The sequence below is a fragment of the Tardiphaga sp. 215_C5_N2_1 genome (genome assembly GCF_052076055.1).
GTDB classification, from domain to species: domain Bacteria; phylum Pseudomonadota; class Alphaproteobacteria; order Rhizobiales; family Xanthobacteraceae; genus Tardiphaga; species Tardiphaga robiniae.
In genome coordinates this window covers 674,526-700,924 of sequence record NZ_CP197240.1, presented here as the reverse complement: position 1 = coordinate 700,924, position 26,399 = coordinate 674,526, and the positions used below count along the sequence as shown (strand labels likewise).

The following is a 26,399-nucleotide window of genomic DNA, read 5'->3' as shown; positions in this document are numbered from 1 at the left end:
CGCAACGATGCCGAGGAAGAGCAGACCCAGCGGCAGCATGGCGGCGAACGTCGTCGCGTAGCGAATCGTGTATCGCTTCAAAACCGCTTCGAGTACCAATTCAGTAATAAATGTCCTGATACTAGGCGCCTATGAGCGCAGGGTTGCAAAGCCTCTCGCGGTATTCGCGGCCGGATCAATCACCCGACATCCGCGTTGGATGAGTGATGACCGATCAATCTTCGACCTCAACACCGACGCAGGCACCTATCGTCGTCTGGTTTCGCGACGACCTTCGTCTGTCCGATCACCCTGCCCTTCATGCCGCAGCCAGGCGCAATGCGCCGGTGATCTGTCTCTACATCCTCGATGAACAGAGCAAGGCATTGAAGCCACCGCAGGCGCGCTCGATGGGCGGCGCGACGAGGTGGTGGCTGGCGCAGTCGCTGCGCGCACTCAGCGCAAGCCTCGACGCCATCGGCGGCACACTGGTGCTGCGCAAGGGCGCTGCGGCCGACGTCATTGTCGATGTGGCGCGCGCAGTCGATGCCAGCCACGTCTTCTGGAACGAGATCGCGCAGGCGCCGCATCTCGCGGTCGCCGATGGCGTTACCGAAGCGCTTGCCGACCTCGATGTCGGCACGCAGAGCTTTCCGGGTGACCTCCTGGCGCATCCTGCGACAATCCGCGCCAAGGAGACCGGCACGAAGGAGAGCCGCGGCCTGCGCGTGTTCACACCGTTCTGGCGGCGCGTTCAGACGATGGGCGAACCGGCGAAGCCGCTTCCGGCGCCGAAGAAACTAATGCCCGCGCCGAAGGTGAAGAGCGACAGGCTCGCCGACTGGGCACTAGAGCCATCGAAGCCCGACTGGGCCGGCGGTCTGCGCGAGATGTGGACGCCAGGCGAAGCGGCTGCGCAGAAACATCTGAAGCGCTTCCTGAAGGAGATCGCGGGGTATAGCAGCGACCGCGATCGGCCTGACCGCGAGATCACGTCCCGCCTGTCGCCGCATCTTCGCTTCGGCGAGATCAGTCCGCGTCAGATCTGGACCGCTGCGCATTTCGGAGCTGCAGAACATCCGAAGCACAGCAGCGACATCGCAAAGTTCATGAGCGAAGTCGGCTGGCGCGAGTTCTGCCGCCATCTGCTGTTCGATGTTCCTGATTTGGCCACGCGCAATCTGCAATCATCCTTCGATGAGTTCCCATGGAAGACCGATCGCAAGGCGCTGCGCGCGTGGCAACGCGGTCTGACCGGCTATCCGATCGTCGATGCCGGCATGCGCGAGCTCTGGCACACCGGTGTGATGCACAATCGCGTACGCATGGTGGTCGCATCTTTCCTCGTCAAACATCTGCTCATCGACTGGCGCGAGGGCGAGAAGTGGTTCTGGGATACGCTTGTCGACGCGGATGCGGGCAGCAATCCCGCCAACTGGCAGTGGGTCGCAGGCTCCGGCGCGGATGCAGCACCCTACTTCCGCGTCTTCAATCCGATCCTGCAGGGTGAGAAGTTCGATCCCGGTGGTGTCTATGTCAGGCGCTGGATACCCGAACTGACAGAACTATCCACAAAACATATTCATCAGCCTTGGACAGCTTCACCGCTCGAACTCAAAAACGCGGGAATCACTTTAGGCAAAGACTATCCGTCGCCGATCGTCGATCACAAAGTCGGTCGCGAGCGCGCATTAAAGGCGTACACAACGATACGAAATAGTTGACTGTCGATAACACACTCTTCAACACGCGCCCGAATCGGACTAACGTGAAAAAGTCGACAATGTTGGGGGATGCTATGAACGACGACACTCCAGTCCTGGAGCAAGTGACGGACGCGCTTAGCAGCGCAGCCGACGCGACTAAGGAAGTCGCCACCTCGGTGGCGAAGAAGGTCAAGAAGGCCGCAAAGAAAGTCGCAAAGAAAGTGACCCCGGCTAAGAAGACGAAGAAGTCCACCAAGAAAACTTCTGCGAAGAAATCTTCAAAGAAGAAAACCCAGAAAGCGAGACCAATGGCTAAGAAAGCAGTGAAGAAGACCGTCAAGAAGGCCGCCAAGAAGACCGTGAAGAAGGCTGCCAAGAAGACCGTGAAGAAGGCCGCCAAGAAGGCCGCTCCGAAGAAGGCCAAGAAGGCCAAGAAGGCTGCCAAGAAGAAGTAAGCTTCTTCGCAGATGTGAAAGCCTCCGGGTCCAAGCCCGGAGGCTTTTTCATGTCCGGGGTCTGGATTGACGCAGGATGGCGTCAGGCCCTGGCGCGGTTGACCAGCAATACCGCAGCTCCGCAGGCAATCATGCCGATGATGGCAACGGCATCGAGCTTTTCACCAAACAGAACGAACGCCATCAGCGCCGTCACGGCCGGCACAAGATAGAACAGACTCGCCACCTGGCTCGAGGCCTGGCGCCGCAGCAGCCAGTAGAGCAGCCCGACGGTGCCGATCGACAGCACCACCGCGAGCCACACCACCGACAGCACGAACTCCGCCGACCAGTGGATCACATTGGTCTCAAGGGCCCACGCGCCGATGCCGAGCATGACCATTGCTGCGAGTTGCTGAATGAAGCTGCCCGTGCGCCAGTCGATGCCGCCGCAATAGCGCTTCTGATAGAGCGTGCCGACGGTGATCGTGATCAGCGAAATGGCGGACGCGAACCAGCCCCAGCCCGCCTCGCCCGTCATCGGCCGACCATGCAGGATCAGCAACACGCCGGCGAGACCGAGCGCCACCCCGCCCCATTGCAGCGGCGTGACGCGCTCGCCGAGAAACCGACTGGCGAGGATCGAGGTGAGGATCGGCTGCAGACCCGGGATCAGTGCCGACAGACCGACCGGGACCTCGTGCGCGACCGCAAACACGGTACCGGCGAGATAAAGCCCCTGCACCAGCAGCCCGGCGACGATGCTGTGGCCGATGCCCGCGCGATCCGGCCACGCCGGTCGCACCCATGCGACGATCACCGCCATGATCGCGACCACCAGCATCATGCGCACGGTCAGATAGGTCAGAGGTTCAGCGCCGTTCAGCACATACTTGGTGCCGATGAAACCGGTGCTCCACAGCAGCACGAAGACGATGGGTGCTGCGCGTCCGATCAGGATTTCAAGATCGCTTTTCTGAACCTGTTTCACGGGCTGCTCAGTGCCCCATCATGTGCTAAGCGGCAATGGCTGTTTGCGCGGACCTGCCGCCTGACATCACGACACCGAGACCATTACCGAAGGAATTTGCCATGGACGTTCGCGCCGCCGTTGCCATCAGTGCCGGGAAGCCGCTGGAGATCACCACCGTTCAGCTCGAAGGTCCGCGCGACGGCGAAGTGCTGATCGAGATCAAGGCCACCGGCATCTGCCACACCGACGAGTTCACCTTGTCGGGCGCCGATCCCGAAGGTCTGTTTCCGGCGATCCTCGGCCATGAAGGCGCCGGCGTCGTCGTCGATGTCGGCCGCGGCGTCACCTCCGTGAAGAAGGGTGACCATGTCATCCCGCTCTACACGCCGGAATGCCGCCAGTGCCCGTCATGCCTGTCGCGCAAGACCAATCTCTGCACGTCCATTCGCGCGACGCAGGGTCAGGGCCTGATGCCCGACGGCACCTCGCGCTTCTCGCTCGAGGGCAAGCCTGTTCACCACTATATGGGTACCTCGACCTTCGCGAATTACACCGTGCTGCCCGAGATCGCGGTGGCGAAAATCCGCGAGGACGCGCCGTTCGACAAGGTCTGCTATATCGGCTGCGGCGTCACCACCGGCATCGGCGCTGTGTTCAATACCGCCAAGGTCGAGCAAGGCGCCAAGGCGATCGTGTTCGGCCTCGGCGGCATCGGCCTCAACGTGCTGCAGGGCCTGCGGCTCGCCGGCGCCGACATGATCATCGGCGTCGACATCAATAATGACCGAAAGGCCTGGGGCGAGCGCTTCGGCATGACTCACTTCGTTAACCCGAAGGAGTTGGGCAAGGATCTGGTCCCACATCTCATCGACATGACCAAACGCGGCGCTGACCAGATCGGCGGCGCCGATTACACCTTCGATTGCACCGGCAATGTCACGGTCATGCGTCAGGCGCTGGAAGCCTGCCACCGCGGCTGGGGCGAATCCATCGTCATCGGCGTGGCGCCGGCCGGCGCTGAAATCTCGACACGCCCGTTCCAGCTGGTGACCGGCCGCGTCTGGCGCGGCTCGGCTTTCGGCGGCGCCCGCGGCCGCACCGACGTACCGAAAATCGTCGACTGGTACATGCAGGGCAAGATCCAGATCGACCCGATGATCACCCACGTGATGCCGCTCAGTGACATCAACAAGGGGTTTGATCTGATGAAGCGCGGGGAGAGTATCCGCGGTGTGGTGACGTTCTGATAGAGCGTCGACTTGCTTAACCCTCCCCCTTGCGGGGAGGGTCGGCCGAAGGCCGGGGTGGGGGTGCCCCACGTGACGTCATACCGTGGGGTACCCCCACCCGTCCGCGCTTCGCGCGGCCACCCTCCCCGCAAGGGAGGGTTTAACGGAGCATCCCTACTCCCCCTTGAACACCACGGCGTCCACCACGACGCAGCCGTTCGTATTCAGCATCACCGGATTGAGGTCGATGCTCATCACCCTGGCGGACGTATCCGCCATCAGCTCGCCGATCCGAACCATTGCATCCACGAGCGCATCGACATCCATCGGCAGCTCACCGCGGACGCCTTCGAACAGCGGCGCGATGCGCAGCTTCGCCATCGCGCGCATGGCATCGTCCCTGGTGAAAGGCGGCAGCAGCAGCGTGGTGTCCTTGAACGCTTCGACATATTTGCCGCCGTCGCCCACCATCACCACCGGGCCGAAGACGGGATCGCGATGCGCGCCGATCACGATCTCGCGGCGACCGCCGGTCATGGCGGCGATGATGACGCCGTCGAAGCGCGAGCCGTGCTTGCGGATGATCCCTTCCATCTCGGCATAGACCTCACCGACCGCCTCGCGCGAGGCGACGCCAAGCTTGACCAGACCAAGTTCACTCCTTGGCGACGCTGGGCTGCGTCGCGGCGACCACCAGCGGCTTGCCAGTTGGGATTTTCCGAGGCGCCGATGATGGCCACGGATTTCGGATCGAGGGCGAAGCGCAGACGGCTCATTGAGGAGTCTTTTCGAAGAACGGTACGAGGCGGCCGGTGAATCGCCGATAGCCGGCTTTTACCTTGTCGCCGATCACGAGATCGTTGGCGCCGTGGGCCATCATGCGAAAGCCTTCGGCGGTGTCGATGAGCAGGATATTATAGGGCACATGCTCGCGCGCTTCCGGCGTCCCGGCGCGCAGTACGAGCGATGTCGCATAGACGGTGCCCTCGCCGCTTGCGATTTTGTCGTCGAAATCGGACGAGCCGCAGGCGGCGCAAAAACTGCGGCGGAAATACTGGATCGACTGGCAAGCGCGGCAGGACTGATAGCCGATAGCTTCAGTCCCGGTGGTCCAGTCGGCGGCAGGCTTGAGCTCGCTCATGATACGCGCTCCAGGAACATGCTGACATGGGACGACAGCACACCGCCGTCACCGTGCAGCAGCGCGACGGAAGCATCCCTGACCTGACGGTTCTCGGCCCTGCCTGTCATCTGCAGATGTGTTTCGACGAGATGCGCCATGGCGCCACCGACGCCGCAATGACCGTAGCTCAGAAGACCACCGTGCGTGTTGAGCGGCATCACGCCGTGCTGGCTGAAATAGCCGGCGCGCACTTGCGCCGCCGCCTCACCGCGGCCGGCAAGACCGAGATCTTCCAGCAGCATCGCCAGAGTGATGGTGAAGCTGTCATACACCGCGGCGTAGCGGACATCGGAGATCTCGATACCCGTCGCCTTCTTCGCGCGCGCGATGGCAATCTCGGCGCCGAGTTCGGACAGCGCCGGCGCGGCGGTGATGTGTTGGTGGGTATGCGCCTGCGCAGCGCCGCGGACGCGGATTTTCGTTGAACTGGTCGGCTCATAGCTGACAACGAAGGCCGCGCCGCCATCGGACACCGGACAGCAGTCGAGCAGTTTGAGCGGCGTGGCAATGGTCTTCGAGGCCATCACGTCGGCGACGGTGATCGGGTCGTGAAACTGCGCACCAGGATGAGTCAGCGCGTGCTGGCGCATCAGCACGGCGAATTCGGCAAGGTCTTCCTGCGTCACGCCGTATTCATGCATGTATCGGTTAGCAACGAGGCCGTAATAGGCCGGGATGGTCGGGCCGAGCGGCACTTCGTAAGTGGGATGACCGACCTGCGCCAGCGCCTGGATCGACGCATCGCGGCTCTGGCCGGTCAGCCGGTTCTCGCCCCCGACCACCAGCACATGTTTGGCAACGCCGCCCTCGACCAGCTGATGCGCCAGCATCGCCATCGCCATGCCGGTGGCGCCGCCGACCTGGATCGCATGGGCATAGGATGGCGTGATGCCGAAATGCTCGGCGAACACGGTCGCCAGCATGATATGCGGCATGGTGGTGGAATAGCCGCACAGGAAGCCGTCGATGTCGCCACGCTTGAGGCCGGCATCGGCCAGCGCCAGCTCGGCGGCGCGGCTCATCAGGTCGATGGTCGATGAGCCCTCGTGCTTGCCGTAGGGAAGAAGACCAACGCCGGTGATGTAGCTCATGACAAACACTCCGGCAGCAGTGCTCCCCTCCCGCCAAGCGAAGCGAAGCTTCGCTTGGCGGCGACGGGTCGGGGGCGGGGGTAGCCGCGGATGACGTCGCCTGTGGTTACCCCCCTCCCTGACCCTCCCCCGCAAGGGGGGAGGGAATCGAGAGGCCGGTATTGCGACGCGACCACTATCGTCATCATCAATACGACTTCGGCAAACCGAGCGCCTTTTCGGCGATGAAGCTCAGGATCAGTTCGCGGCTGATCGGGGCGATGCGTGGGATCAGCGACTCCCTGAGATAACGCTCGACATGATATTCCTTGGCGTAACCAAAGCCGCCATGGGTCATCACCGCCTGTTCGCAGGCGTGATAGCCAGCCTCGCCCGCGAGATACTTCGCCGAATTCGCGGCGGGGCCACAGGGCAGTCCCTGGTCATATTGCCAGCCGGCCGACAGCACCATCAGCCAGGCGGCTTCAAGCTCCATCCAGTTCTTGGCGAGCGGATGCTGGATCGCCTGGTTCTGGCCGATCGGGCGGTTGAACACGTTGCGCACCTTGGCGTAGTCGGCCGCCTTCCTCAGTGCAGCCTTGCCGAGACCGACGGCTTCCGCCGCGATCAGGATGCGCTCGGGGTTCATGCCGTGCAGGATATATTCGAAGCCGTGGCCCTCTTCGCCGATGCGATCCTCGACCGGAATTTCAAAATCGGCAATGAACAGCTCGTTGGAGTCGACGGCCTTGCGGCCGAGCTTTTCGATCTCGTGCACGGCGATCTTGGAGCGGTCGAGATCCGTATAGAACAGGCTGAGCCCATGCGTCGGGCTCTTCACCTCTTCAAGCGGCGTGGTGCGCGCCAGCAACAGGATTTTCTCGGCGACCTGCGCGGTGGAGATCCAGACCTTCTGGCCGTTGACGATGTAGCGATCGCCCTTGCGCACGGCGCGGGTCTTGAGCTGCGTGGTGTTGAGGCCGGTATTGGGCTCGGTCACCGCGAAACAGGATTTCTCGGTGCCGTCCACGATGGGCGGCAGCATGCGCGCGCACTGTTCGGGCGTGCCAAACACCACCACCGGATTGAGGCCGAACACATTCATATGCACAGCTGACGCACCCGACATGCCGGCGCCGGATTCCGAAATCGCCCGCATCATGATCGCGGCCTCGGTGATCCCCAAACCCGAACCGCCATATTCCTCGGGAATACAGATGCCGAGCCAGCCGGCATCGGCCATCGCCTTGTGGAAGTCGATGGGGAAACCGCCCTCCTTGTCCTTCTTCAGCCAATAGGCATCGTCGAAACGCGCGCAGATCTTCTCGATGGCGTCGCGGATGGATTCCTGGTTGGCGTCGAGGGCGAAATCCATGTGTTACAGCTCCGACGTATCTGGGATAGCGGCCTGTCGGAGCACGCCATCCTTGTGCATTTTCTCGATCTGCTCGGCAGTATAGCCGACCTCAGCCAGCACTTCGGCATTCTGTTCGCCGAGATGCGAGGCAAGGCGCGTCGGATTGACCGGGGTCTTCGACCAGGTCGCCGACACCTTCATGCTGCGGATCGCACCTTCGGTCGGATGCTCGACCTGCTGGAAGAAGTCGGTCGCCAGCATATGCGGATCCTGCATCATGCTTTCCAGCGTGTGCATCGGGGTCGACGGCACGTCGGCGTCATCGAGCAGCTTCGCCCATTCCGCCGTCGTCCTGGTCGTGAAGATGCGCGACAGTTCGGCGTTCACCGTGTCGATATGCTGGATGCGCTGCGGAAAGGTCGCGAAGCGCGGATCGTCGAACAGTTCCTCGCGGCCGACATGCTTGAGGAAGCTCTTCCACTGCTTGTCGTTATAGACCATCGCACAGATATAGCCGTCCGAAGTCTGGTACGGCCGGCGGTCCGGCGAGAGGTGACGGCCATAGCCGCCCTTGTCGAGCGGCGGATCGTAAGTGAGGCCGCCCATGTGGTCACCCATCATGAAGCTCGCCATGGTCTCAAACATCGGGATGTCGACGCGCTGGCCCTCGCCGGTCTTGTCGCGATGCACGACGCTGGCAAGGATGGCGCCAAGCGCGGTGAGCCCGACGATGCGATCGACCAGCGCATTGGGCACATAGCGCGGCACACCGTCACTGCTGATGCGCGCATTCAACGCGGGCAGCGCGGTGGCGCCCTGGATCAGGTCGTCATAAGCGGGCTTGGCGGCATAGGGGCCGGCCTGGCTGAAGCCGAACACACCGGCATAGATCAGCCGCGGATTGACCTTGGCCATGACGTCATAGCCGAGATTGAGCCGCGCCATGGCCGCCGGGCGGACATTGTAAACCAGCACATCGGCGGTCTCGACCAGCTTGAGCAGCGCCGCGCGGCCCTCTTCCTTCTTGAGGTCGATACAGACGCAGCGCTTGCTGCGATTGGTATTCAGGAAAATCGGCCCCATGCCGGGATTGCGCATCGGCCCAATTGACCGAACCACGTCTCCATCGGGAGACTCCACCTTGATCACATCGGCGCCGTAGTCACCCAGAGTCTGGGTGCAATAAGGCCCCATCATCACCGAGGTCATGTCGATGATTTTGATCCCGTGAAGTGGTCCCGTCAAAGTCGTTTGCTCCCGAAAAGCGCGTGGTCAGGCGCCAATAGCGCCCCTGTTACCTTCGTCTTAGCGGGAGCGGCTTTACGGGCGCAAGGGCGCCAGACGCGGGGCCGTATGCGTGGGATGCCGGTACGCGTCAAAGTGGTAACGACTAGCCGGCCCCCGCCGGCGCCGAAGCGCGCATCATCTCCCGCAGCTCAGTCTTGAGCACTTTGCCATAATTGTTCTTCGGCAGCGCACCGAGATGAACATAGCGCTTGGGGCGCTTGAAGCGGGCGATATTGGCGAGGCAATGCGCGTCGAGCGCAGCATCGTCGGCGGATGCGCCGGGCTCCAGCACCACACAGGCCACCACGACCTCGCCCCAGTCCGGCTCGGGCACCCCGATCGCCGACACTTCCCGCACGGCGGGATGCGTCAGCAGCGCCTCCTCGACTTCGCGCGGATAGATATTGGTACCGCCGGAGATGATGACATCCTTGGAGCGGTCGGACAGCGTGAGAAAACCGTCGTCGTCGAGCCGGCCGACATCGCCGGTGCGGAGCCATCCGTCTTTCAATGTCTCGGCATTGGCCTTGTCGTTGTTCCAGTAGCCGAGCATCACAGCCGGCCCCTTGGCCTCGACCTCGCCTGTCTCGCCAACCGGCAAAGGCTTGCCGTCGGCATCGGTGATCCGCACTTCCATCACGCTCTGCGCCGGGCCGACCGAAGCGAGGCGTTCGAGATAGCGCGGGTGTTCGGTATCGGCGTGGAAGGCGCGCGGCAGCGAGGTGATCGTCATCGGCGATTCACCCTGCCCGTAGATCTGCACGAAGCGCTGGCCCATGGTGGCAATGGCGTCGCGGATGTCGGCCAGATACATCGGCCCGCCGCCATAGACGATGGTACGGATGCCCTCGCCGCTCTCGCCACGCTTCTTCGCCGCATCGACCAGACGGCGCACCATGGTGGGCGCCGCGAACATCGCGACATCGCCGAGTTGCTTGCCGAGATTGAGCACTTCGTCCGGCTCGAAGCCCTGACTCTCCGGCACGACGTGGCGCGCGGCCATACGGATATGGATGAAATTATAGAGACCGGCGCCATGCGAGATCGGCGCGGCATAGAGGATGGCATCGCGCTGATGCACCTGATCGACATCGGCGAGATAGCACATGGACATGGCGACCAGATTGCCATGGCTGAGCATCACACCTTTGGGCCGGCCGGTGGTGCCGGAGGTGTAGAACAGCCAGGCGAGATCGTTGTCTTCGCGGGACAGCGGCACCGCGGACACCGGCTCGCCATGCTGCAATTCGTGAAACGTCTCGCTGTCGATGGACAGCATCTGCATGCCGGTCGGCAGGTCTTCCTCGACCTGAACCAGTGCCGACCGGCTGTCGTCGTCGACAAAGGCCAGCCTCGCGCCGGCATTGTCGCAGATCCACGCGGCCTCGCGGCCATGCAGCTTGGCATTGATCGGGATGACGACAGCGCCGATCCACCACACCGCATACATGCATTCGAGATATTGCGTGGCATTCGACATGAACAGCGCGACGCGGTCGCCGGGCTGAATGCCGTAATCGCGTACGAGGCCAGCACCGATGGCGGCAGCACGGCGCGCGAATGTGGCGTAGTCAGCGTGGACTGTGGTGCCGGTCAGCAGCGCCGGTGCGTCTGGATGCAGACGCGCAGACGCTGCCAGCCATTGGGCGACGTTCATGGCGCTTACTTCGCCGGCTCCAGGATCGAAACGTAATTCGCCACCGCGGCGCCGCCCATATTGAAGATACCGGCCAGTTTGGCGTTCTTGATCTGCATGCCCTCTGGCGCCTGACCCAGCAATTGCATCGCGCTCAACACATGCATTGACACACCGGTGGCGCCGATCGGGTGACCCTTGGCCTTGAGGCCTCCGGACGGATTGATCGGCAGCTTGCCGTCCTTCTGGGTCCAGCCTTCCTTGATGGCGCGCGCACCCTGCCCGCGCGGCGTCAGGCCCATGGCTTCATATTCGATCAGTTCGGCGACGGTAAAGCAGTCATGGGTCTCAACGAAAGAGAGATCGCCGATCTCGACGCCAGCGGTCTTCAGCGCCTTCTGCCAGGCCACGGTGCAGCCCTCGAATTGAAGGATGTCGCGCTTCGACATCGGCAGGAAATCCTGCGCATGGCCGGTGGCCTTGATGTTGACCGCCTTGCCCATGGTCTTGGCGGTCTCGGAATCCGTCAGCACCAATGCCGCGGCGCCGTCGGACACCAGCGAGCAGTCTGTGCGCTTCAAGGGACCGGCGACGAACGGGTTCTTGTCGCTTTCGGAGCGGCAGAATTCGAAGCCGATATCCTTGCGCATCTGCGCATAGGGATTGTGGACGCCGTTGGCGTGGTTCTTGGCGGCAATCATGGCCAGCGCATCGGACTGGTCGCCATATTTCTGAAAGTATTTTTGCGCGATGCCGCCGAACACGCCGGCGAAGCCCGCAGGCGTCTCGCCGTCTTCCGGCAGATAGGACGCGCGAAGCAGGTTCTTGCCGATCTCGGGGCCCGGCGTGCGGGTCATCTGTTCGACACCGACGACGAGCACAATCTTGGCAGCGCCGGCGGCGATCGACTTGATGCCCTGATGCACGGCAGCCGAACCGGTGGCGCAGGCATTCTCGACGCGGGTGGCGGGCTTGAAGCGCAATGCCGGATCGGCCTGCAGCACCAGCGACGCGGTAAAATCCTGCGGCGAGAAGCCTGCGTTGAAATGGCCGAGCACGATTTCATCGACATCACTGGCGGAGATGCCCGCATCGGCCATGGCTTCGGTCGCGACGCGGACCACCATGCTCTCGACAGTCTCGGCGTCGAATTTTCCGAACGGCATATGCGCCCAACCAACAATGCTGGCAGTCATGGTCGTCTCCCTGATCGATTTCAAATATTGAGCCCGTTATAGCCCGGCTTCATGGCGCTTGCAGGGTTTTCATGGTCCGCGCGCACATGGCCGTTATGCCTGCCCAGTCGCCGGAACGTATCATTGACGACGGACAGATCCAGGACCCGCCGACCGCCAGAACCATCGGCTCGCTGAGCCAGCTCGCCGCATTGGCCTCGCCGATCCCGCCCGTCGGACAAAATCTGACATCCGGAAACGGGCCCGCCCATGCGCGCAACATCGCAATGCCACCGGCCTGTTCCGCGGGGAAGAACTTGAGCACATCAAAACCGCGTTCGCGCGCCTGCATCAGTTCCGAGGCCGAGGCGACGCCCGGCAGGAATTGCAGATCGCTGGACGCTGCGATGTCCAGCAATTCGCGCGTCGCGCCGGGACTGACCGTGAACCGCGCCCCGATGGCATAGGCCTTCTGGAAATCCGCCGGCGTGAGCACCGTGCCGATGCCGACGATGGCCTCCGGCACTTCGGCGATGACGGCCTTCGCCGCTTCAACGGCAGCATCGGTGCGCAAGGTGATTTCCAGCGTGCGGATACCACCGGCGACTAACGCCCGCGCCAGCGGCACGGCGTCGGCAACACGTTCGATCGTGAGCACGGGAACGACGAATGCTGCCTTCAGCAGCTTTCGCAGATGATCCTGACGCTGACCGATATCGAGAGGCTTGTTCATGCGGATGGTCCTCTCATGATGGTGTGTCGAACGCGATCATATCGGGCATCGCCTCGCGCGGGATGATCGCGCCGGGATGGCAGACGACAGTGCCGGCGAGATAGTGACCTGCCTGTGCGGCGGCGACAGGCTGAGCGCCGCTCAGACGTGCGTGCAGATAGGCAGCGGCAAAACTGTCGCCGGCGGCAGTGGTATCGACCACCGGCTGGGTCACCGGCTCGGCCTCGACACGCTGCGGCTGGCCGTTATGCCGTATGATGCTCGCGGGGCTATCGAGCTTGAGCACCACTTCATCGGCTTCAACGCGCGACAGCAGCTTTTCCTCGGCCTCGCCAGGATAGAGCGGCAACAAGTCCTCGGCCGAGGCCAGCACGATGTCCGACACCGCGAAGGCGCTCTGGAACGCGTTGCGTGCGATATCGAGATCGGGCCAGCCGCGGGCGCGGAAATTGGTATCGAAGGCGATACGGACGCCGGCCGTGCGGCTGCGCTGGAGTGCGGCAAGCAAGCGGTCGCGCCCCGCCACGTCGAACAGCGACAGCGTGATGGCCGAGAGATAGATCAGATCATAGTCCGCAAGTGCTGCCAGCAACGCGTCGGTCTCAGGCAGACTTAACAAGCTGCGGACAGCCGACGCATCGCGCCAGTGATAGAAGCGGCGCTCGCCGGCCTCATTGGTCTCGATCATATACAAACCGGGCAGCTTGCCCTTGAGGCGCATCACCCGCTCAGTGCCGATGCCCTCGGCCTGCCAGCCGGCAATCATCTCGTCGCTGAGCGGATCGTCACCGAGCGCGGTGACATAATCGACCTCCGCGCCAAGCCGGGCGAGATAGACCGCAGTGTTCAGCGTGTCGCCGCCGAAGGATCGCGTCAGGTGCCCGTCCGGCATCTGACGCAGCTCGATCATGCATTCGCCGATGCTGGCGATCCGCATGGTGGCCTCAATCGACGAACTTGCCGCCGAGTTCATCCTCGATATGGATGCGGATGATGTCGTCGAAGGTTTTCTCGGCCGTGGTGAAGCCGAGCTTCAGCGCGCGCGCGGTGTCAAAATCGCGCGGCCAGCCCGACACGATGCCAGTGATGACCGGATCGGTCTCGCGCTTAATGCGCCCGACGACGTTCTTGCCGGCCACGCGCTCAAGCGCGGCGAGCTGCTCGCCGACGGTCACCGACATGCCGGGCATGCTGAGATTACGCCGCGGGCCCATCGCCTGAAGATCCATGGTGCCGGCGTGAACGAGAAAGCCCACGGCAGAGCGCGGCGACGCGTGCCAGTGGCGGACATCCTCGGACACCGGCAGGATGGCTTCCTTGCCGGCCAGCGGTTCGCGGATGATGTTGGAGAAGAAACCGGAGGCGGCCTTGTTCGGCGCGCCCGGACGGACGCAGATGGTCGGCAGGCGGATGCCGATGCCGTCCAGGAACCCCTTGCGGGTATAGTCGGCGATCAGCATTTCGCAGATCGACTTCTGGGTGCCATAGGAGGTCAGCGGCGTGTGAATGAACTCATCGCCGATCTTGTCGGGGAACGGCGCGCCGAACACCGCGATGGACGAGGTGAAGACCAGCCGCGGCTTGTAGCCGCCGCCGATGGCCCGGATAGCGTCGATCAGGTAGCGGGTGCCGTCGAGATTGATGCGATAGCCCTTGTCGAAATCGGCCTCCGCCTCCCCTGACACGATGGCAGCGAGATGAAAGATGACCTCCGGCTTGTGGGCGACCAGCGGCGCAGCCGTCTTTGGATCGGCGAAGTCCGATGTCACCAGTTCGATCGGGATCGACGCGCCCGCAGGCTTTGCCGGCGCCACCACATCCTGCAGGGTCATGCGGGTGATATCGCGATTGCCGAGACGGCCGTCGCGAACCAGTTTCTCTGTGAGCTTGCGGCCAACCATGCCGGCGGCGCCGAGGATGAGGATGTGCAAGGGAAAACTCCTTCTTGTTGTTCTTGGGTTCAATTCTGGCCCTCATGGTGAGGAGGCGCCTCTTTGGCGCCGTCTCGAACCATGAATGAGACTACGGCCATCCTTCGAGACGCGGTCGAAGACGACCGCTCCTCAGGATGAGGGCGGTACATTGGGTAAGCCGCCTACTCCTTCACCGCGCCTGTCATCGCCGATACGTAGTGCTCGACGAAGAACGCATAGAGGATCACCAGCGGCAGCGAGCCAACCAACGCGCCGGCCATCAGCGAGCCCCATTTGTAGATGTCGCCGTCGACGAATTCGTTGACGATGGCCACAGGCACGGTCTTGTTCTGGGTCGATTGCAGGAAGGTCAGCGCATAGATGAACTCGTTCCAGCACAAAGTGAACGAGAAGATGAAGGCCGAGATCAGGCCGGGCACCGCCAGCGGAATGATGATCTTGACCAGGATCTGCCAGCGCGAGGCGCCGTCGATCAGCGCGCACTCCTCGAGCTCGAACGGGATGGTCTTGAAATAGCCCATCAGGAGCCAGGTCGAGAACGGGATCAGCAGCGTCGGATAGACCAGGATCAGCGACAGCGGCGAGTCGAACAGGCCATAGGCCTGGATGACCGAGGCCAGCGGGATGAACAGGATCGACGGCGGCACCAGATAGGCCATGAAGATCAGCGCCCCGACTGTCTCCGCACCACGGAAGCGCAGCCGCACGATGGCATAGGCGGCGAGCACACTGGCAACGATCGACAAAAATGTCGAAGCCGCTGCCACATACATCGTATTCCACAGCCACTGCGGATAGTTGGTTTCGAACAGCAGCTTTTGAATGTGCTTGAAGGTCGGCTTGATCACCCAGAACGGATTGAACCGCTCCATGTCGATCAGTTGCTCGTCGGGTTTGATCGAGGTCAGCGCCATCCAGTAGAACGGGAACAGCAGGATCACCACGATGATGAACAACGGAATGTAGAGCGTGACGATGCGCCTCGGCAGCGACTCCAGATAGGCCATGCCCTCGCTGTGATCGTCTTTCTCGACGGTCGGCGCGACGGCTGTGTGGTGATCGACGGCGTGATCAGTCATTGTCAGTGCCTTGCTGCCACTTGCGGCGTTGCATGCCGAACCAGGAAATGGCGATGGCTGCCAGGAGGAACGGGATCATGGCGGTGGCGATGGCTGCACCCTCGCCGAGCCGACCCGAAAGAATGCCGCGCTGATAGCTCAGCGTCGCCATTAGATGCGTCGCATTCACCGGACCGCCGCGGGTCAGCGCCCAGATCAGCTGGAAGTCCGTGAAGGTGAACAGCACCGAGAAGGTCATCACGACCGCGATGATCGGCGTCAGCAGCGGATAGGTGATGAAGCGGAAGCGCTGCCACGACGTGGCGCCGTCCAGCGTCGCCGCTTCATAGAGCGACGGTGACACCGTCTGCAGACCGGCCAGCAGCGTAATCGCGACGAACGGCACACCGCGCCAGATATTGGCGAAGATCACGCTCCCTCGTGCCCAGTTGCTGTCGCCCAAGAAATTGATGTTGTGGTCGATCAGGCCCATTTTGATCAGCGACCACGAGATGATCGAGAACTGCGAGTCGTAGATCCACCAGAAAGCGATGGCCGAGAGCACCGTTGGCACGATGAACGGGATCAGCACCGCCGCGCGGATCAGCGCCTTGAACGGCATGTGGCGGTTGAGCAGCAGCGCCAGATAGAGGCCGACGGCGAATTTGATGGCGCTGGCGACGATCGTATAGAGCAGCGTATTAAACACCGAGAGCCAGAAGATGCTGTCGTCCTTCAGCCACTCGTAGTTCTCTAGTCCGACAAACACGCCGCCGCGGCCGATGCGATCATCGGTGAAGCTCATCCAGACGCCGAGGAACAGCGGATAAGCGAGAAACAGCAGCAGGAATGCCGCGGCCGGCAACATGAACCACAGTGCGAGCCAGTTGCGGTTGATCCGCAGCCGGTCCCAGGCCGAGGATCTGGGGATCACTTTCCCTGCCCCCGGCATCGATGTCTGGATCGTGGTCATTGCAAGATAGCTCCAGTCGGATGTCGGCTTCGGTCTGATGTCGTGCAGTCAGTCATGCGTCATGATCCGGTTACGGCAGGATCGCTTCGCCCTCGATCTCGACACGTGCGTGCGGATCGATCAGGGCGGAAACCTGAACCAGTGTCATTGCTGGAAAATGCTTGCCGAGCGTCGCGCCCCAGGCTTCGCCAATGGCGGCGCCGGACGTCTTGAATGCGTTGATGTCGGTGACATAGGCGCGCAGCATCACGAGTTGCTTGGGTTCGCCGCCCGCCGCCTTCAGCACGGTGACGAGATTCTCCATTGCGTAGCGCCACTGCGTCCCGAAGTCGGATCCCTCGGCGACCTCGCCCTGCCCGTTCTGCTTGCCGAGCTGTCCGGAGATGCGGACGCTCCGCGTACCGCCGGCCACCACTGCATGCGCGAAACCGCGCGGCCGCGCCCAGCCTTCCGGGAGAACTGTCTTGTAGTCGGTCTCTGGCATTCCCATTCCCATCGTTCAGGCAGCCTTTTGTGAAACGAGATTCACGGCTGTTCCGGAGAGTTGCCGGCGCGGGTCGCTCCGCGCCGGCAAGGTCGTCCTTAGGCGCGGAAGATGCGCTTCGCCGCGCGCTCGGCAGACGACATCGCGGTCTTCACGTCCTCACGGCCCGTGCAGTAATTGGCGTACATGTCGACGACCACGAAGTCGGCGATCGCCGCCGCCGCATTCTCGCTCATCTGCGCTTCGCCCGCCGGGGTCGTTGCCGTCGAAGCCACGTCGCGATATGGCGTGTTCTTCGGATCGGCGGTCCAGATCGGATTCTTCTCGAAAGCAAGCTGGAACGGCGACAGATAGCCCTGGGCTGACTCGACCCACGGATTGAACTGCTCGGGCTCCATCATGAAGGCGGTGAACGCCTTGCAAGCCTGCGGGAACTTGGTGAAGGAGAAGATCAGGATCGGGAAACCGAGATGGAGCTCACGCCGCTTGCCGTCCAGACCGACGGGCAAATGCGCGTGGTTCATGTCTTCGGCAATCGCCGGGGCTTCCTTCTTCGCGGTCACATAGACCGAGATGCCATTGGTGGTCAGATGCAGCTGGCCGGCCAGGAATGCCTTGTTGTTCGACGAGTCGTTCCAGGATGCGGTGCCGGGAATGAAGTTATCGTAGAGCGACTTGACGTATTCCAGTGACTTCGCGGTCTCCGGAGAATTGATCGTGACCTTGTTGTCCTTGTCGATCAGCTTGCCGCCATGGGCCCACAGCGCCCAGTGCACCCAGCCATTGGCATCGCCCGAAGCGTGGCCCAGCGCCATGCCGCCTGGGGTGCCGTTCTTGTTCATGCCCTTGAACAGATCCTGGAAGCCGCCGAGATCATTCGGGAACGTCTTGTGCCCGGCCTTTTCCGCAGCAGCGACGCGGTAGTTCACCAGACCGCCGGTCGCAGCGACCGGAACGCCGATCCACTTGCCGTTATGCATGCCGTACTGCTTGCCGGACTCGGCCCAGCCGCCGTTCTTCTTGCCGAGATAGTCGGCGACGTCGGAGACGTCCATGCACTTGGTCGGGAACAGGAACGGCAGGGAGTACAGGCCCCAGACCATGTCGAGGCCCTGCCCGGTATTCGCCGCGACCGAAGCCTTTGGCTGAATGTCGTCATAGGATTCGTTGGAGACGGTGATGGTGACGCCGGTCGCCTTCTGGAAGGCGTCGACGATCTTCATGAAGGCCACGTCTTCGGCTTCGACGAAGCGCTTCCAGCGCAGCAGGTTGATCTTGGCGCCGGCTTCCGGCTTCCACTGCGAGGCCTGCGCCCAGGCTTTTGCGTAGCCCAGCAATTGATCCGCGGACATGGTCGCCGCAGCAGCAAGCGTGATCGCGCCGCCCTTGAGCAGAGATCGGCGATCCGGTGTAAATCCAGTCATCTTTCGTCTTCTCCCTGTAATATTGGTTCGTTGATCGACCAATGTTTTGAAATTGATTTGGCGGAAAAGCGCGTCAGTTGACGCGCTTGCCGGTCTCCTTATCGAACAGATGCGCCGAATTCGCGCGCGGCCTGAGATGAATCTTGTCGCCCGGCGCGACCGGACGCCGATCGCGGAAGATCGCGATGATGTCCTGCGTGCCAATGCGCGCAACGACCTGGGTTTCCGACCCCATCGGCTCGACCACCACGACCTCGGCCTCGATGCCGTCATCGGCGAATTCGAGATGCTCGGGACGAATGCCGTAAGTGACAGCCTTGTCGTTCCCTGCCGCAGGCGCTGCCGTGATCGGCAGCTTCGCACCGTTGGCGGTCTCCACCCATGGCTGGCCGCCATTCACCTTCAGCGTGCCTTCGAGAAAATTCATCGCAGGCGATCCGATGAAGCCGGCAACGAACTTGTTCTCGGGGCGATCATAGAGTTCCAATGGTGCGCCCATCTGCTCGACGATGCCGTCCTGCATCACCACGATCTTGTCGGCCATGGTCATGGCCTCAATCTGGTCATGCGTCACATAGACCGTCGTGGTCTTGAGGCGCTGATGCAGTTCCTTGATCTCGGCGCGCATGGCGACGCGCAGCTTGGCATCGAGATTCGACAGCGGCTCGTCGAACAAAAACACCTGCGGGTCACGCACAATGGCGCGGCCCATGGCGACGCGCTGACGCTGACCACCCGACAACTGCCGGGGGAAACGCTCAAGCAATCGCCTCAAATCGAGAATATCGGCGGCGCGATTGACCTTCTGATCGATCTCGCTTTTGTCGGCGCCGCGCAGCTTGAGCGAAAAGCCCATATTCTGGGCAACCGTCATATGCGGATACAGCGCGTAATTCTGGAACACCATGGCGATGTCGCGCTCTTTCGGCTGGACATCATTGACCACGCGATCGCCGATCGAGATCGTGCCGGAGGTGATCTTCTCCAAGCCCGCCAACATGCGCAGCAATGTGGATTTTCCGCAGCCGGATGGCCCAACCAAAACCACGAATTGGCCATCCTCGATGGGGACCGACACGCCGTGGAGAACCTCAAAACCGCCAAAAGACTTACGAACGTCGTGAATCTGCACGGACGCCATACATTTCCCTCCCAAATGTCCCATTTTAGAGACTGCGTCCTCCGATTGCCGGAGCCGCCTGTTCTTACTTGTCTGACATCCTACCAGATTTTCTGGCGGCGTGTCGTTGGATCATAGTCGTAGAAAAACTTCGCAGATGCAAACGTTGCGAAGCAGCCAGTGGCGTGCAAACATTCGTGACCAATCAAAAGAGACGACGCACCAGAATATAAAGTGTGCGCTGCGGGAGAAATGATGACCAAGTCGACTTCGTCCACGCCGACTGCGGGGACCTCGCCTGCAAAGGCAACCAAGCGCAAACTTCGTTCGAGCGAATGGTTCAACGATCCCCACAATCCCGGAATGACTGCACTCTATCTTGAGCGCTATCTGAACTACGGCCTGACGCGTCACGAATTGCAGTCCGGCAAGCCGATCATCGGCATTGCGCAGACCGGCAACGACCTGTCGCCCTGCAATCGCCATCATCTCGAACTCGCCAAGCGCGTGCGCGAAGGCATTACCGCTGCCGGCGGTCTTGTGATGGAATTCCCGGTACATCCGATTCAGGAGACCGGTAAGCGGCCGACTGCGGCGCTTGATCGCAACCTTGCTTATCTCGGCCTTGTGGAAATCCTGTTCGGTTATCCGCTCGATGGCGTCGTGCTGACAACCGGCTGCGACAAAACCACGCCGGCCTGTTTGATGGCAGCAGCGACAGTCAATCTCCCCGCAATCGTGTTGTCCGGCGGTCCGATGTTGAACGGCTGGCACGAAGGCCAGCGTACCGGCTCCGGCACCGTGGTGTGGAAATCACGTGAACGCCTTGCCGCCGGCGAGATCGGCTACGAAGAATTCATGACGCTGGTCGCGTCCTCGGCGCCGTCGGTCGGCCATTGCAACACCATGGGCACCGCGTCGACGATGAACTCGCTGGCCGAAGCTTTGGGCATGTCACTGCCCGGCTGCGCTGCCATCCCCGCTCCCTATCGCGAGCGCGGCCAGATTGCCTATGAGACGGGCAGCCGTATCGTCGACATGGTGTGGGAGGACCTCAAGCCGTCCGACATCCTGACGCGCAAGGCGTTCGAGAACTGCATCGTGGTCAACTCTGCCATTGGTGGCTCGACCAACGCGCCCATCCATATCAACGCGCTCGCGCGTCATATCGGCGTCGAACTCGATATCGACGACTGGCAGAAATTCGGCCATGACGTACCGCTGCTGGTCAACATGCAGCCGGCCGGCTTCTATCTCGGCGAGGAATATCATCGCGCCGGTGGTGTGCCCTCGGTGGTCCGCGAGCTGATGAAGCACAAGCGCATCCATGAGGATGTGATCACCGTGAACGGCAAGACCATGGGGGAAAATTGCGCCGCCTCGCCCAAGCCGGACAACGACGTGATCTGGTCCTATGACAAACCGCTGGTGGCTGATGCCGGCTTCCTCGTGTTGCGCGGCAATCTGTTCGATTCCGCGATCATGAAGACCTCGGTGATCTCCAAGGAATTCCGCGATCGCTATCTGATCAATCCGAAGGATCCGAACGCATTTGAAGGCCGCGCCATCGTGTTCGAGGGGCCGGAGGATTATCACCACCGCATCGACGATGCGTCGCTCAATATCGATGAACATTGCATCCTGTTCGTGCGCGGCACCGGCCCGATCGGCTATCCCGGCGGCGCGGAAGTCGTGAACATGCAGCCGCCGGCAGCGCTGATCAAACGCGGCATTCTATCGCTGCCCTGTATCGGCGATGGCCGGCAGTCGGGCACATCCGGCTCGCCGTCGATCCTCAACGCGACGCCTGAAGCGGCAGCCAATGGCGGCCTCGCGATCCTGCAGACGGGCGACAAGGTGCGCATCGATCTCAACAAGGGCTCGGCGAATATCCTGATCTCCGACGAGGAGCTGAAGCGGCGTCGCGCCGAACTGATGGCCAATGGCGGATTCAAATATCCGGCCAACCAGACGCCGTGGCAGGAGCTCTATCGCAACACCGTCGGCCAGCAGGCCACCGGCGCCTGTCTCGAACTGGCGACGCGCTATCGCGATATCGCCGGCACGGTCGGGACGGCGCGGCATAATCACTAATCCCTCGGTCGTCATTGCGAGCGCAGCGAAGCAATCCAGTCTTTCATCTTGGCTTCTGGATTGCTTCGTCGCTTCGCTCCTCGCAATGACGGCGGAGAGTGAATGAAAAATTTCAGGGAGATTTCACATGTCTGACCGCTTGAAAGGCAAACGCGCCTTCGTCACCGCGGGCGCCGTCGGTATCGGCCGCGCCTGTGCACTGGCCTTTGCGCGCGAAGGGGCAACGGTGTTCGCCACCGATATCGACGACAAGGGCGTGGCGCTGCTGACCAAGGATGGTATCGCCGAGACCGCACGGCTCGACGTGCGCGACACGGCGGCCGTCGAAGCGATGGCGAAGAAGGTCGGCGATATCGACATCCTGCTCAACGCCGCCGGCTTCGTGCATCACGGCGCAGCACTGGAATGCTCCGATTCCGACTGGGATTTCTCGTTCGACCTCAACGTCAAATCGATGCATCGGACCATCCGTGCGTTCCTGCCCGGCATGCTCGCGCGCGGCAATGGTGCGATCGTCAACATTTCCTCCGCCGCCGGTGTCTTCAAGGCAGCGCCGAACCGCTATGTCTATGGCGCAACCAAAGCCGCCGTCGCCGCCCTCACCCGTGCCGTGGCTGTCGACTACATCACCAAAGGCATTCGCTGCAACGCGATCTGCCCCGGCACGATCGAAACGCCGTCGATGCTCGACCGCGCCGCGGCCGCAGGCCCGAATGGCCGCGAGCTGTTCGTGAGCCGGCAGCCGATGGGCCGCCTCGGGACCGCCGAGGAAATCGCGTCCCTCGCCGTCTATCTCGCCAGCGACGAGAGCGCCTTCACCACCGGCGTCGCACACATCATCGACGGCGGCTGGACGCTGTAACCGAGGACATCGCATCATGAACAAGATCGATTTGAACGGCCGCTGCGCCGTGGTCACGGGCGGCGCCCAGGGCTTTGGCCGCGCCATCACCGAACGTTTCGTCGCTTCCGGCGCCAAAGTGGCGATCTGGGATCAGGATATTGACCTGGCCGTAAGAACGGCGAGCGAAATCGGCGACGAAGTGATTGCCCTCAAAGTCGACGTCACCGACGTCGCTTCAATTGATGAAGCTCGTGATGCGACGCTTCAAGAGTTCGGCAAGATCGATATCCTGGTCAACAATGCCGGCATCACTGGATTCAACAAGCCGGTGTGGGAGATCGATTACGACGATTGGCGCAAGGTGATGCGCATCAATCTCGACGGCCCGTTCCTGTGCTGTAAGGCTATCGTCCCCGTGATGCTGAAACAGAATTACGGCCGCATCGTCAACATCGCCTCGATCGCCGGCAAGGAAGGCAATCCGAATGCCTCGCACTATTCGGCGTCGAAGGCCGGCCTGATCGCGCTGACCAAGTCGCTCGGCAAGGAACTCGCCGGCCACGAGATCAACGTCAACGCCATCACGCCTGCTGCCGCGAAGACCGCGATCTTCGACCAGATGACGGAACAGCATATCAACTTCATGCTGTCGAAGATTCCGAAAGGACGTTTCGTGCTGGTGCAGGAACTGGCCGCTATGGCTGCCTGGCTGGCCTCGGAAGACTGCGCCTTCTCGACCGGCGCGGTATTCGATATTTCGGGCGGACGGGCGACCTACTAAGTCGCCCTTCTCGTCAGCCCTTGCCCTTGACGCGGAAGATCACGGGCACGGTGAAGCTCAGGCCGTCGTCGGCGATCAACGGCGGCGGCGCCGGCAGCGGGTCTGAGCGGCGGACCATGGCAACCGCGGCTTCGTCGAATGCGGCGTCGCCGGAGCCCTTCACCACTCGCACAGCCAGGACCTTGCCGACTCGGTCGATCTCGAAATTCACCGTCACTTCGGCCGTCTTCTGCTGGCGCTCCTGCGGATAGCGCTTGTTCTTTTCGAGATAGGCGCTGAGCTGCTTGGACCAGATTGTCGACAGGCGCTTCTTGTCGGTGCCGATGCCGCCCTGCTGCGCCTGTGCTTTCTCGCCAGCCTTGGAGTCATCGAGCTTCTGCTGTGCGGCGGCTTCCGACGCGACGGATTCCTGCGACGCCTGCTGCTGTTTTTGCGCCTTTTCGGGTGTCTCTTCTTCCGGCTTGGTCGCTTTGCTCTCGGTCACGACCTGATCGGGTTCTTCGCTCTCGTGCGGCGTCTCCTTGGGGAGATCGCTCTGCTTCTCGACAGCCTTCTGCTCCTGAACGGCCGGGGATGCAGTCGAGGCTTCCGAATCCGGACCCTGCGGAAGATCGGTCGGCTCCACGTCCGGCGACACCATCTCCATCCCAACTTCGATGGCATTGGCGCCGAGGCCGTCGTCGTCCTCTTCCTGCTGCATCTCGAACACGGCCGCAGCGATGCCGCCGACATGCAGCAGCACGGCGACAAGCGCCGCGATCAGCCACAGTCGCCAGGACGACTTTCTATCGAGCTCGGACATAGCGCTTCCGTAACGTCAGGGCTTCGGCGCGTCAGGTGCAGCGATGGGTGCCGGCGATGCCGCAGCGGCATCCGGAACCCCTTCCAGTGCAACAAGCTTGGTCTTCTGATAGCCACCGGCACGCAGCCGTTCCATCACATCGAAGAATTCACCATAGGGCACCGCGCGATCGACGCGCAGGAAGATCGGCCGATCCTTGTTGCCGTCGCCCATCGCATCGAGCTGGCGCACCAGATCGACGCGCTTGACCATGTTCTCGCCGATCGCGACAGCGAGATCCGGCTTGATGCTCACATAGGTCGGCTTGTCCGGCTTCTTCTGCGGCGTCACCGTGGAGGACGGCAAATTGATCGGCAGGTCCACCGTCGATAGCGGCGCAGCCACCATGAAGATGATCAGCAGCACCAGAATGACGTCGATGAAGGGCGTGACGTTGATTTCGTGATTTTCACCGAAATCATCATCGTCGTCTGCACCTTCGGAAAGCGACATGCCCATGATTATTCAGCCGCTGCGCGTGCGTGTGAACTCGAATGCGTGCGATCAAGATCGCGTGACAGCAGACGACCGGCGGCGCCCTGCGCACGGCCGACGATTTCCATGTAGGCCTTCGTCACGCGCGAAAAGTGATTGTAGATGATGACCGCCGGGATCGCGGCGACGAGGCCGATGGCGGTCGCCAGCAGTGCTTCCGCGATACCGGGCGCGACGACCGCGAGATTCGTGGTCTGCGACTTCGAGATGCCGATGAAGCTGTTCATGATGCCCCACACGGTGCCGAACAGTCCGACGAACGGCGACGTTGCGCCGATGGTCGCAAGGATACCCATACCGGTGCGCACCTTGCGGCCTTCAGCGCGAACGATTTCGCCAAAGCTCGAGGCGGCGCGCTCCTTGATGCCTTCATCGCTCGAAATGCCGGCGGACATCCGCCCTTCCCGCATCGCCGCTGCCAAAAATCGCGACAGGATCGTGCCGCGCTCGCCGAGCGCCATCTGTGCTTCGGACAGCGAACGCGATTCACCGATCTTGCGGAGCGCGGCCTTCAAGCGACGCATGGCCCAGGTCAGTTCCATCATCTTGAAGATGCCGACCGTCCAGGTGACGACCGATGCGAAAGCCAGACCCACCATCACCGCCTTGACGATGATGTCCGCGCCCATGAACATTTTCCAGGGCGACAGATCGTGCTCACCGGTAGCGACCATCGGCCTGGGCGCGGCCTCCACCACCGGGCTAGCAAGAGCTGTCGAAGCGGCCGGGCTCGCCACTGGGCTGCTCGGCTGAGCAGTGACCGGGGCCGGCGCCGCAGCGGGAGCTGCCTGAGTAACCACTGGCGCCACGGGCTTTGCAGCCTGCTGCGCAATGATTGGCGAAGCAAACGCGACCACTGCCAGCACAGCCAGCGACTTAAGAACAGTTCTAAACAAGCTTATACCTCGGCCCAGTAGCGGATGAGATTATGATAGATGCCCGTCAATTTGACCGTTTCTGGGTCGTCCCTTCCGAGACGTTCAACTAGGCTCTGAATCGCGCTGTCGAGATCGAAGATCATGCTGCGCGCATGAGCATCACGTATCATGCTCTGTAGCCAGAAAAAAGACGCTACGCGCATACCTGCCCTTAGAGGCGTTACAAGGTGCAAACTGGAAGCAGGATAAAGTACGAGGTGGCCGGCCGGCAGCTTCACCTCGTGTGAGCCGTAATTGTCTTCAATGACGAGCTCACCGCCTTCATATTCCTCCGGTTCAGAGAGGAACAATGTCACTGACAGATCAGTGCGGATACGCATGCCGGTGAGATGATCACCGCGCACCGCATTGTCGACGTGCACGCCGAAGTGATGACCGTCCGAAGCGACGTAACGATTGAACAGCGGCGGGAAGATATGCAGCGGAATTGCTGCAGATAAGAACCGCGGATTCGACGTCAGCGCCGAGATGATGCGATTGCCGAGCGCGCGGGCCACATCGCTGTCCGGCGGCAGTTGCTCATTTCGTTTGACCAGAGCCGATTGCGCACCGGCAGTCGAGCGACCGTCCTCCCAACCGGCCGCATCCATGATGTGGCGGAACTCCGCCACATCACTTTTGCTCAAGACGTCAGGGATGCAGATCAGCATC

26 protein-coding genes are annotated in these 26,399 nt (G+C 62.0%); 6 read left to right on the top strand and 20 right to left on the bottom strand.

Features of this window, described 5'->3' with window-relative positions:
- Positions 1-206 precede the first annotated feature (206 nt).
- Complete coding sequence (locus tag AB7828_RS03090) at positions 207-1,703, top strand: cryptochrome/photolyase family protein (protein ID WP_441229359.1); 1,497 nt, start codon at positions 207-209, stop codon at positions 1,701-1,703.
- 74 nt (positions 1,704-1,777) lie between these two features.
- A complete protein-coding gene (locus AB7828_RS03085; protein WP_068730647.1) occupies positions 1,778-2,140 on the top strand; it encodes a hypothetical protein in 363 nt (120 codons plus the stop codon).
- An 82-nt stretch (positions 2,141-2,222) separates the two neighbouring features.
- Here AB7828_RS03085 and AB7828_RS03080 read toward each other — a convergent pair whose 3' ends face one another.
- Positions 2,223-3,110, bottom strand: coding sequence for a DMT family transporter (locus AB7828_RS03080; protein ID WP_441229358.1), 888 nt, complete (start codon positions 3,108-3,110; stop codon positions 2,223-2,225).
- A gap of 101 nt (positions 3,111-3,211) precedes the next feature.
- Here AB7828_RS03080 and AB7828_RS03075 point away from each other — a divergent pair, with 101 nt between their 5' ends.
- On the top strand, positions 3,212-4,339 hold the full coding sequence (locus AB7828_RS03075) for an S-(hydroxymethyl)glutathione dehydrogenase/class III alcohol dehydrogenase (protein ID WP_120291114.1): 1,128 nt from the start codon (positions 3,212-3,214) through the stop codon (positions 4,337-4,339).
- Positions 4,340-4,495: 156 nt separating this feature from the next.
- Here the strand turns inward: AB7828_RS03075 and AB7828_RS03070 are convergent, their stop codons facing one another.
- From AB7828_RS03070 to AB7828_RS03000, 15 genes are all read right to left on the bottom strand, one after another.
- On the bottom strand, positions 4,496-4,969 hold the full coding sequence (locus AB7828_RS03070; RefSeq protein WP_439062642.1) for an acetate--CoA ligase family protein: 474 nt from the start codon (positions 4,967-4,969) through the stop codon (positions 4,496-4,498).
- A 124-nt stretch (positions 4,970-5,093) separates the two neighbouring features.
- Complete coding sequence (locus AB7828_RS03065; protein ID WP_441229357.1) at positions 5,094-5,462, bottom strand: Zn-ribbon domain-containing OB-fold protein; 369 nt, start codon at positions 5,460-5,462, stop codon at positions 5,094-5,096.
- Positions 5,459-6,595, bottom strand: coding sequence for a thiolase family protein (locus AB7828_RS03060; RefSeq protein WP_441229356.1), 1,137 nt, complete (start codon positions 6,593-6,595; stop codon positions 5,459-5,461). The genes AB7828_RS03065 and AB7828_RS03060 overlap by 4 nt, the downstream gene beginning before the upstream one ends.
- Before the next feature lie 187 nt (positions 6,596-6,782).
- Positions 6,783-7,949, bottom strand: coding sequence for an acyl-CoA dehydrogenase family protein (locus tag AB7828_RS03055; protein ID WP_089267210.1), 1,167 nt, complete (start codon positions 7,947-7,949; stop codon positions 6,783-6,785).
- Positions 7,950-7,952: 3 nt separating this feature from the next.
- Positions 7,953-9,176: a CaiB/BaiF CoA transferase family protein gene (locus AB7828_RS03050; RefSeq protein ID WP_441229355.1), complete on the bottom strand. Its 1,224-nt coding sequence runs from the start codon at positions 9,174-9,176 to the stop codon at positions 7,953-7,955.
- A gap of 145 nt (positions 9,177-9,321) precedes the next feature.
- Positions 9,322-10,875 (bottom strand): AMP-binding protein, encoded by a 1,554-nt coding sequence (locus tag AB7828_RS03045; RefSeq protein WP_441229354.1) that lies wholly within the window; start codon positions 10,873-10,875, stop codon positions 9,322-9,324.
- Between the two features lie 5 nt (positions 10,876-10,880).
- On the bottom strand, positions 10,881-12,050 hold the full coding sequence (locus tag AB7828_RS03040) for an acetyl-CoA acetyltransferase (protein ID WP_441229353.1): 1,170 nt from the start codon (positions 12,048-12,050) through the stop codon (positions 10,881-10,883).
- 49 nt (positions 12,051-12,099) lie between these two features.
- Positions 12,100-12,762: a bifunctional 4-hydroxy-2-oxoglutarate aldolase/2-dehydro-3-deoxy-phosphogluconate aldolase gene (gene eda / locus AB7828_RS03035; protein ID WP_441229352.1), complete on the bottom strand. Its 663-nt coding sequence runs from the start codon at positions 12,760-12,762 to the stop codon at positions 12,100-12,102.
- 13 nt (positions 12,763-12,775) lie between these two features.
- Positions 12,776-13,699 carry a sugar kinase gene (locus AB7828_RS03030; RefSeq protein WP_441229351.1) on the bottom strand — a complete coding sequence of 308 codons (924 nt, stop codon included), beginning with the start codon at positions 13,697-13,699 and terminating at the stop codon, positions 12,776-12,778.
- A 7-nt stretch (positions 13,700-13,706) separates the two neighbouring features.
- Complete coding sequence (gene denD, locus AB7828_RS03025) at positions 13,707-14,693, bottom strand: D-erythronate dehydrogenase (protein WP_184515802.1); 987 nt, start codon at positions 14,691-14,693, stop codon at positions 13,707-13,709.
- 164 nt (positions 14,694-14,857) lie between these two features.
- Complete coding sequence (locus AB7828_RS03020; protein WP_441229350.1) at positions 14,858-15,775, bottom strand: carbohydrate ABC transporter permease; 918 nt, start codon at positions 15,773-15,775, stop codon at positions 14,858-14,860.
- On the bottom strand, positions 15,768-16,727 hold the full coding sequence (locus AB7828_RS03015; protein WP_120291092.1) for a carbohydrate ABC transporter permease: 960 nt from the start codon (positions 16,725-16,727) through the stop codon (positions 15,768-15,770). Before AB7828_RS03015 ends, AB7828_RS03020 begins: the two co-directional genes overlap by 8 nt.
- A gap of 70 nt (positions 16,728-16,797) precedes the next feature.
- On the bottom strand, positions 16,798-17,211 hold the full coding sequence (locus tag AB7828_RS03010; protein WP_439076838.1) for a RidA family protein: 414 nt from the start codon (positions 17,209-17,211) through the stop codon (positions 16,798-16,800).
- A 98-nt stretch (positions 17,212-17,309) separates the two neighbouring features.
- Positions 17,310-18,635 carry an ABC transporter substrate-binding protein gene (locus AB7828_RS03005; protein ID WP_175367345.1) on the bottom strand — a complete coding sequence of 442 codons (1,326 nt, stop codon included), beginning with the start codon at positions 18,633-18,635 and terminating at the stop codon, positions 17,310-17,312.
- Between the two features lie 73 nt (positions 18,636-18,708).
- On the bottom strand, positions 18,709-19,776 hold the full coding sequence (locus AB7828_RS03000; RefSeq protein ID WP_089267200.1) for an ABC transporter ATP-binding protein: 1,068 nt from the start codon (positions 19,774-19,776) through the stop codon (positions 18,709-18,711).
- A gap of 234 nt (positions 19,777-20,010) precedes the next feature.
- Between AB7828_RS03000 and AB7828_RS02995 the strand changes: the two genes are divergently transcribed.
- The 3 genes from AB7828_RS02995 to AB7828_RS02985 all read left to right on the top strand — a co-directional run bounded on the left by AB7828_RS02995 (position 20,011) and on the right by AB7828_RS02985 (position 23,474).
- Positions 20,011-21,849 (top strand): IlvD/Edd family dehydratase, encoded by a 1,839-nt coding sequence (locus tag AB7828_RS02995; RefSeq protein ID WP_184515794.1) that lies wholly within the window; start codon positions 20,011-20,013, stop codon positions 21,847-21,849.
- Positions 21,850-21,976: 127 nt separating this feature from the next.
- Positions 21,977-22,711, top strand: a complete 735-nt coding sequence (locus tag AB7828_RS02990; RefSeq protein ID WP_068730627.1) for an SDR family oxidoreductase — start codon at positions 21,977-21,979, stop codon at positions 22,709-22,711.
- A gap of 16 nt (positions 22,712-22,727) precedes the next feature.
- Positions 22,728-23,474 carry an SDR family NAD(P)-dependent oxidoreductase gene (locus tag AB7828_RS02985; RefSeq protein WP_441229349.1) on the top strand — a complete coding sequence of 249 codons (747 nt, stop codon included), beginning with the start codon at positions 22,728-22,730 and terminating at the stop codon, positions 23,472-23,474.
- A 13-nt stretch (positions 23,475-23,487) separates the two neighbouring features.
- Here AB7828_RS02985 and AB7828_RS02980 read toward each other — a convergent pair whose 3' ends face one another.
- From AB7828_RS02980 to AB7828_RS02965, 4 genes are read right to left on the bottom strand one after another with little or no spacing between them, the layout of a single operon-like run.
- Positions 23,488-24,276 (bottom strand): energy transducer TonB family protein, encoded by a 789-nt coding sequence (locus AB7828_RS02980; protein ID WP_089267197.1) that lies wholly within the window; start codon positions 24,274-24,276, stop codon positions 23,488-23,490.
- 15 nt (positions 24,277-24,291) lie between these two features.
- Positions 24,292-24,774 carry a TonB system transport protein ExbD gene (exbD, locus tag AB7828_RS02975; RefSeq protein WP_093758879.1) on the bottom strand — a complete coding sequence of 161 codons (483 nt, stop codon included), beginning with the start codon at positions 24,772-24,774 and terminating at the stop codon, positions 24,292-24,294.
- A gap of 2 nt (positions 24,775-24,776) precedes the next feature.
- On the bottom strand, positions 24,777-25,706 hold the full coding sequence (exbB, locus tag AB7828_RS02970; RefSeq protein WP_441229348.1) for a tonB-system energizer ExbB: 930 nt from the start codon (positions 25,704-25,706) through the stop codon (positions 24,777-24,779).
- 2 nt (positions 25,707-25,708) lie between these two features.
- Positions 25,709-26,398 (bottom strand): Fe2+-dependent dioxygenase, encoded by a 690-nt coding sequence (locus tag AB7828_RS02965; protein WP_441229347.1) that lies wholly within the window; start codon positions 26,396-26,398, stop codon positions 25,709-25,711.
- Position 26,399: the final 1 nt, after the last annotated feature.

Bases quoted from the DNA above. Each gene is read 5' to 3' on its own strand.
- AB7828_RS02985 (WP_441229349.1), top strand. From the start codon at position 22,728: ATGAACAAGATCGATTTGAACGGCCGCTGCGCCGTGGTCACGGGCGGC.
- AB7828_RS03015 (WP_120291092.1), bottom strand. From the start codon at position 16,727: ATGACCACGATCCAGACATCGATGCCGGGGGCAGGGAAAGTGATCCCC.
- AB7828_RS03045 (WP_441229354.1), bottom strand. From the start codon at position 10,875: ATGAACGTCGCCCAATGGCTGGCAGCGTCTGCGCGTCTGCATCCAGAC.
- AB7828_RS03005 (WP_175367345.1), bottom strand. From the start codon at position 18,635: ATGACTGGATTTACACCGGATCGCCGATCTCTGCTCAAGGGCGGCGCG.
- AB7828_RS03090 (WP_441229359.1), top strand. From the start codon at position 207: ATGACCGATCAATCTTCGACCTCAACACCGACGCAGGCACCTATCGTC.
- exbD (WP_093758879.1), bottom strand. From the start codon at position 24,774: ATGGGCATGTCGCTTTCCGAAGGTGCAGACGACGATGATGATTTCGGT.
- AB7828_RS03010 (WP_439076838.1), bottom strand. From the start codon at position 17,211: ATGCCAGAGACCGACTACAAGACAGTTCTCCCGGAAGGCTGGGCGCGG.
- AB7828_RS02980 (WP_089267197.1), bottom strand. From the start codon at position 24,276: ATGTCCGAGCTCGATAGAAAGTCGTCCTGGCGACTGTGGCTGATCGCG.
- AB7828_RS03075 (WP_120291114.1), top strand. From the start codon at position 3,212: ATGGACGTTCGCGCCGCCGTTGCCATCAGTGCCGGGAAGCCGCTGGAG.
- AB7828_RS03020 (WP_441229350.1), bottom strand. From the start codon at position 15,775: ATGACTGATCACGCCGTCGATCACCACACAGCCGTCGCGCCGACCGTC.
- AB7828_RS03060 (WP_441229356.1), bottom strand. From the start codon at position 6,595: ATGAGCTACATCACCGGCGTTGGTCTTCTTCCCTACGGCAAGCACGAG.
- AB7828_RS03000 (WP_089267200.1), bottom strand. From the start codon at position 19,776: ATGGCGTCCGTGCAGATTCACGACGTTCGTAAGTCTTTTGGCGGTTTT.
- eda (WP_441229352.1), bottom strand. From the start codon at position 12,762: ATGAACAAGCCTCTCGATATCGGTCAGCGTCAGGATCATCTGCGAAAG.
- AB7828_RS02995 (WP_184515794.1), top strand. From the start codon at position 20,011: ATGACCAAGTCGACTTCGTCCACGCCGACTGCGGGGACCTCGCCTGCA.
- AB7828_RS03030 (WP_441229351.1), bottom strand. From the start codon at position 13,699: ATGCGGATCGCCAGCATCGGCGAATGCATGATCGAGCTGCGTCAGATG.
- AB7828_RS03055 (WP_089267210.1), bottom strand. From the start codon at position 7,949: ATGGATTTCGCCCTCGACGCCAACCAGGAATCCATCCGCGACGCCATC.
- AB7828_RS03065 (WP_441229357.1), bottom strand. From the start codon at position 5,462: ATGAGCGAGCTCAAGCCTGCCGCCGACTGGACCACCGGGACTGAAGCT.
- AB7828_RS03040 (WP_441229353.1), bottom strand. From the start codon at position 12,050: ATGACTGCCAGCATTGTTGGTTGGGCGCATATGCCGTTCGGAAAATTC.
- AB7828_RS02990 (WP_068730627.1), top strand. From the start codon at position 21,977: ATGTCTGACCGCTTGAAAGGCAAACGCGCCTTCGTCACCGCGGGCGCC.
- AB7828_RS03085 (WP_068730647.1), top strand. From the start codon at position 1,778: ATGAACGACGACACTCCAGTCCTGGAGCAAGTGACGGACGCGCTTAGC.
- AB7828_RS02965 (WP_441229347.1), bottom strand. From the start codon at position 26,398: ATGCTGATCTGCATCCCTGACGTCTTGAGCAAAAGTGATGTGGCGGAG.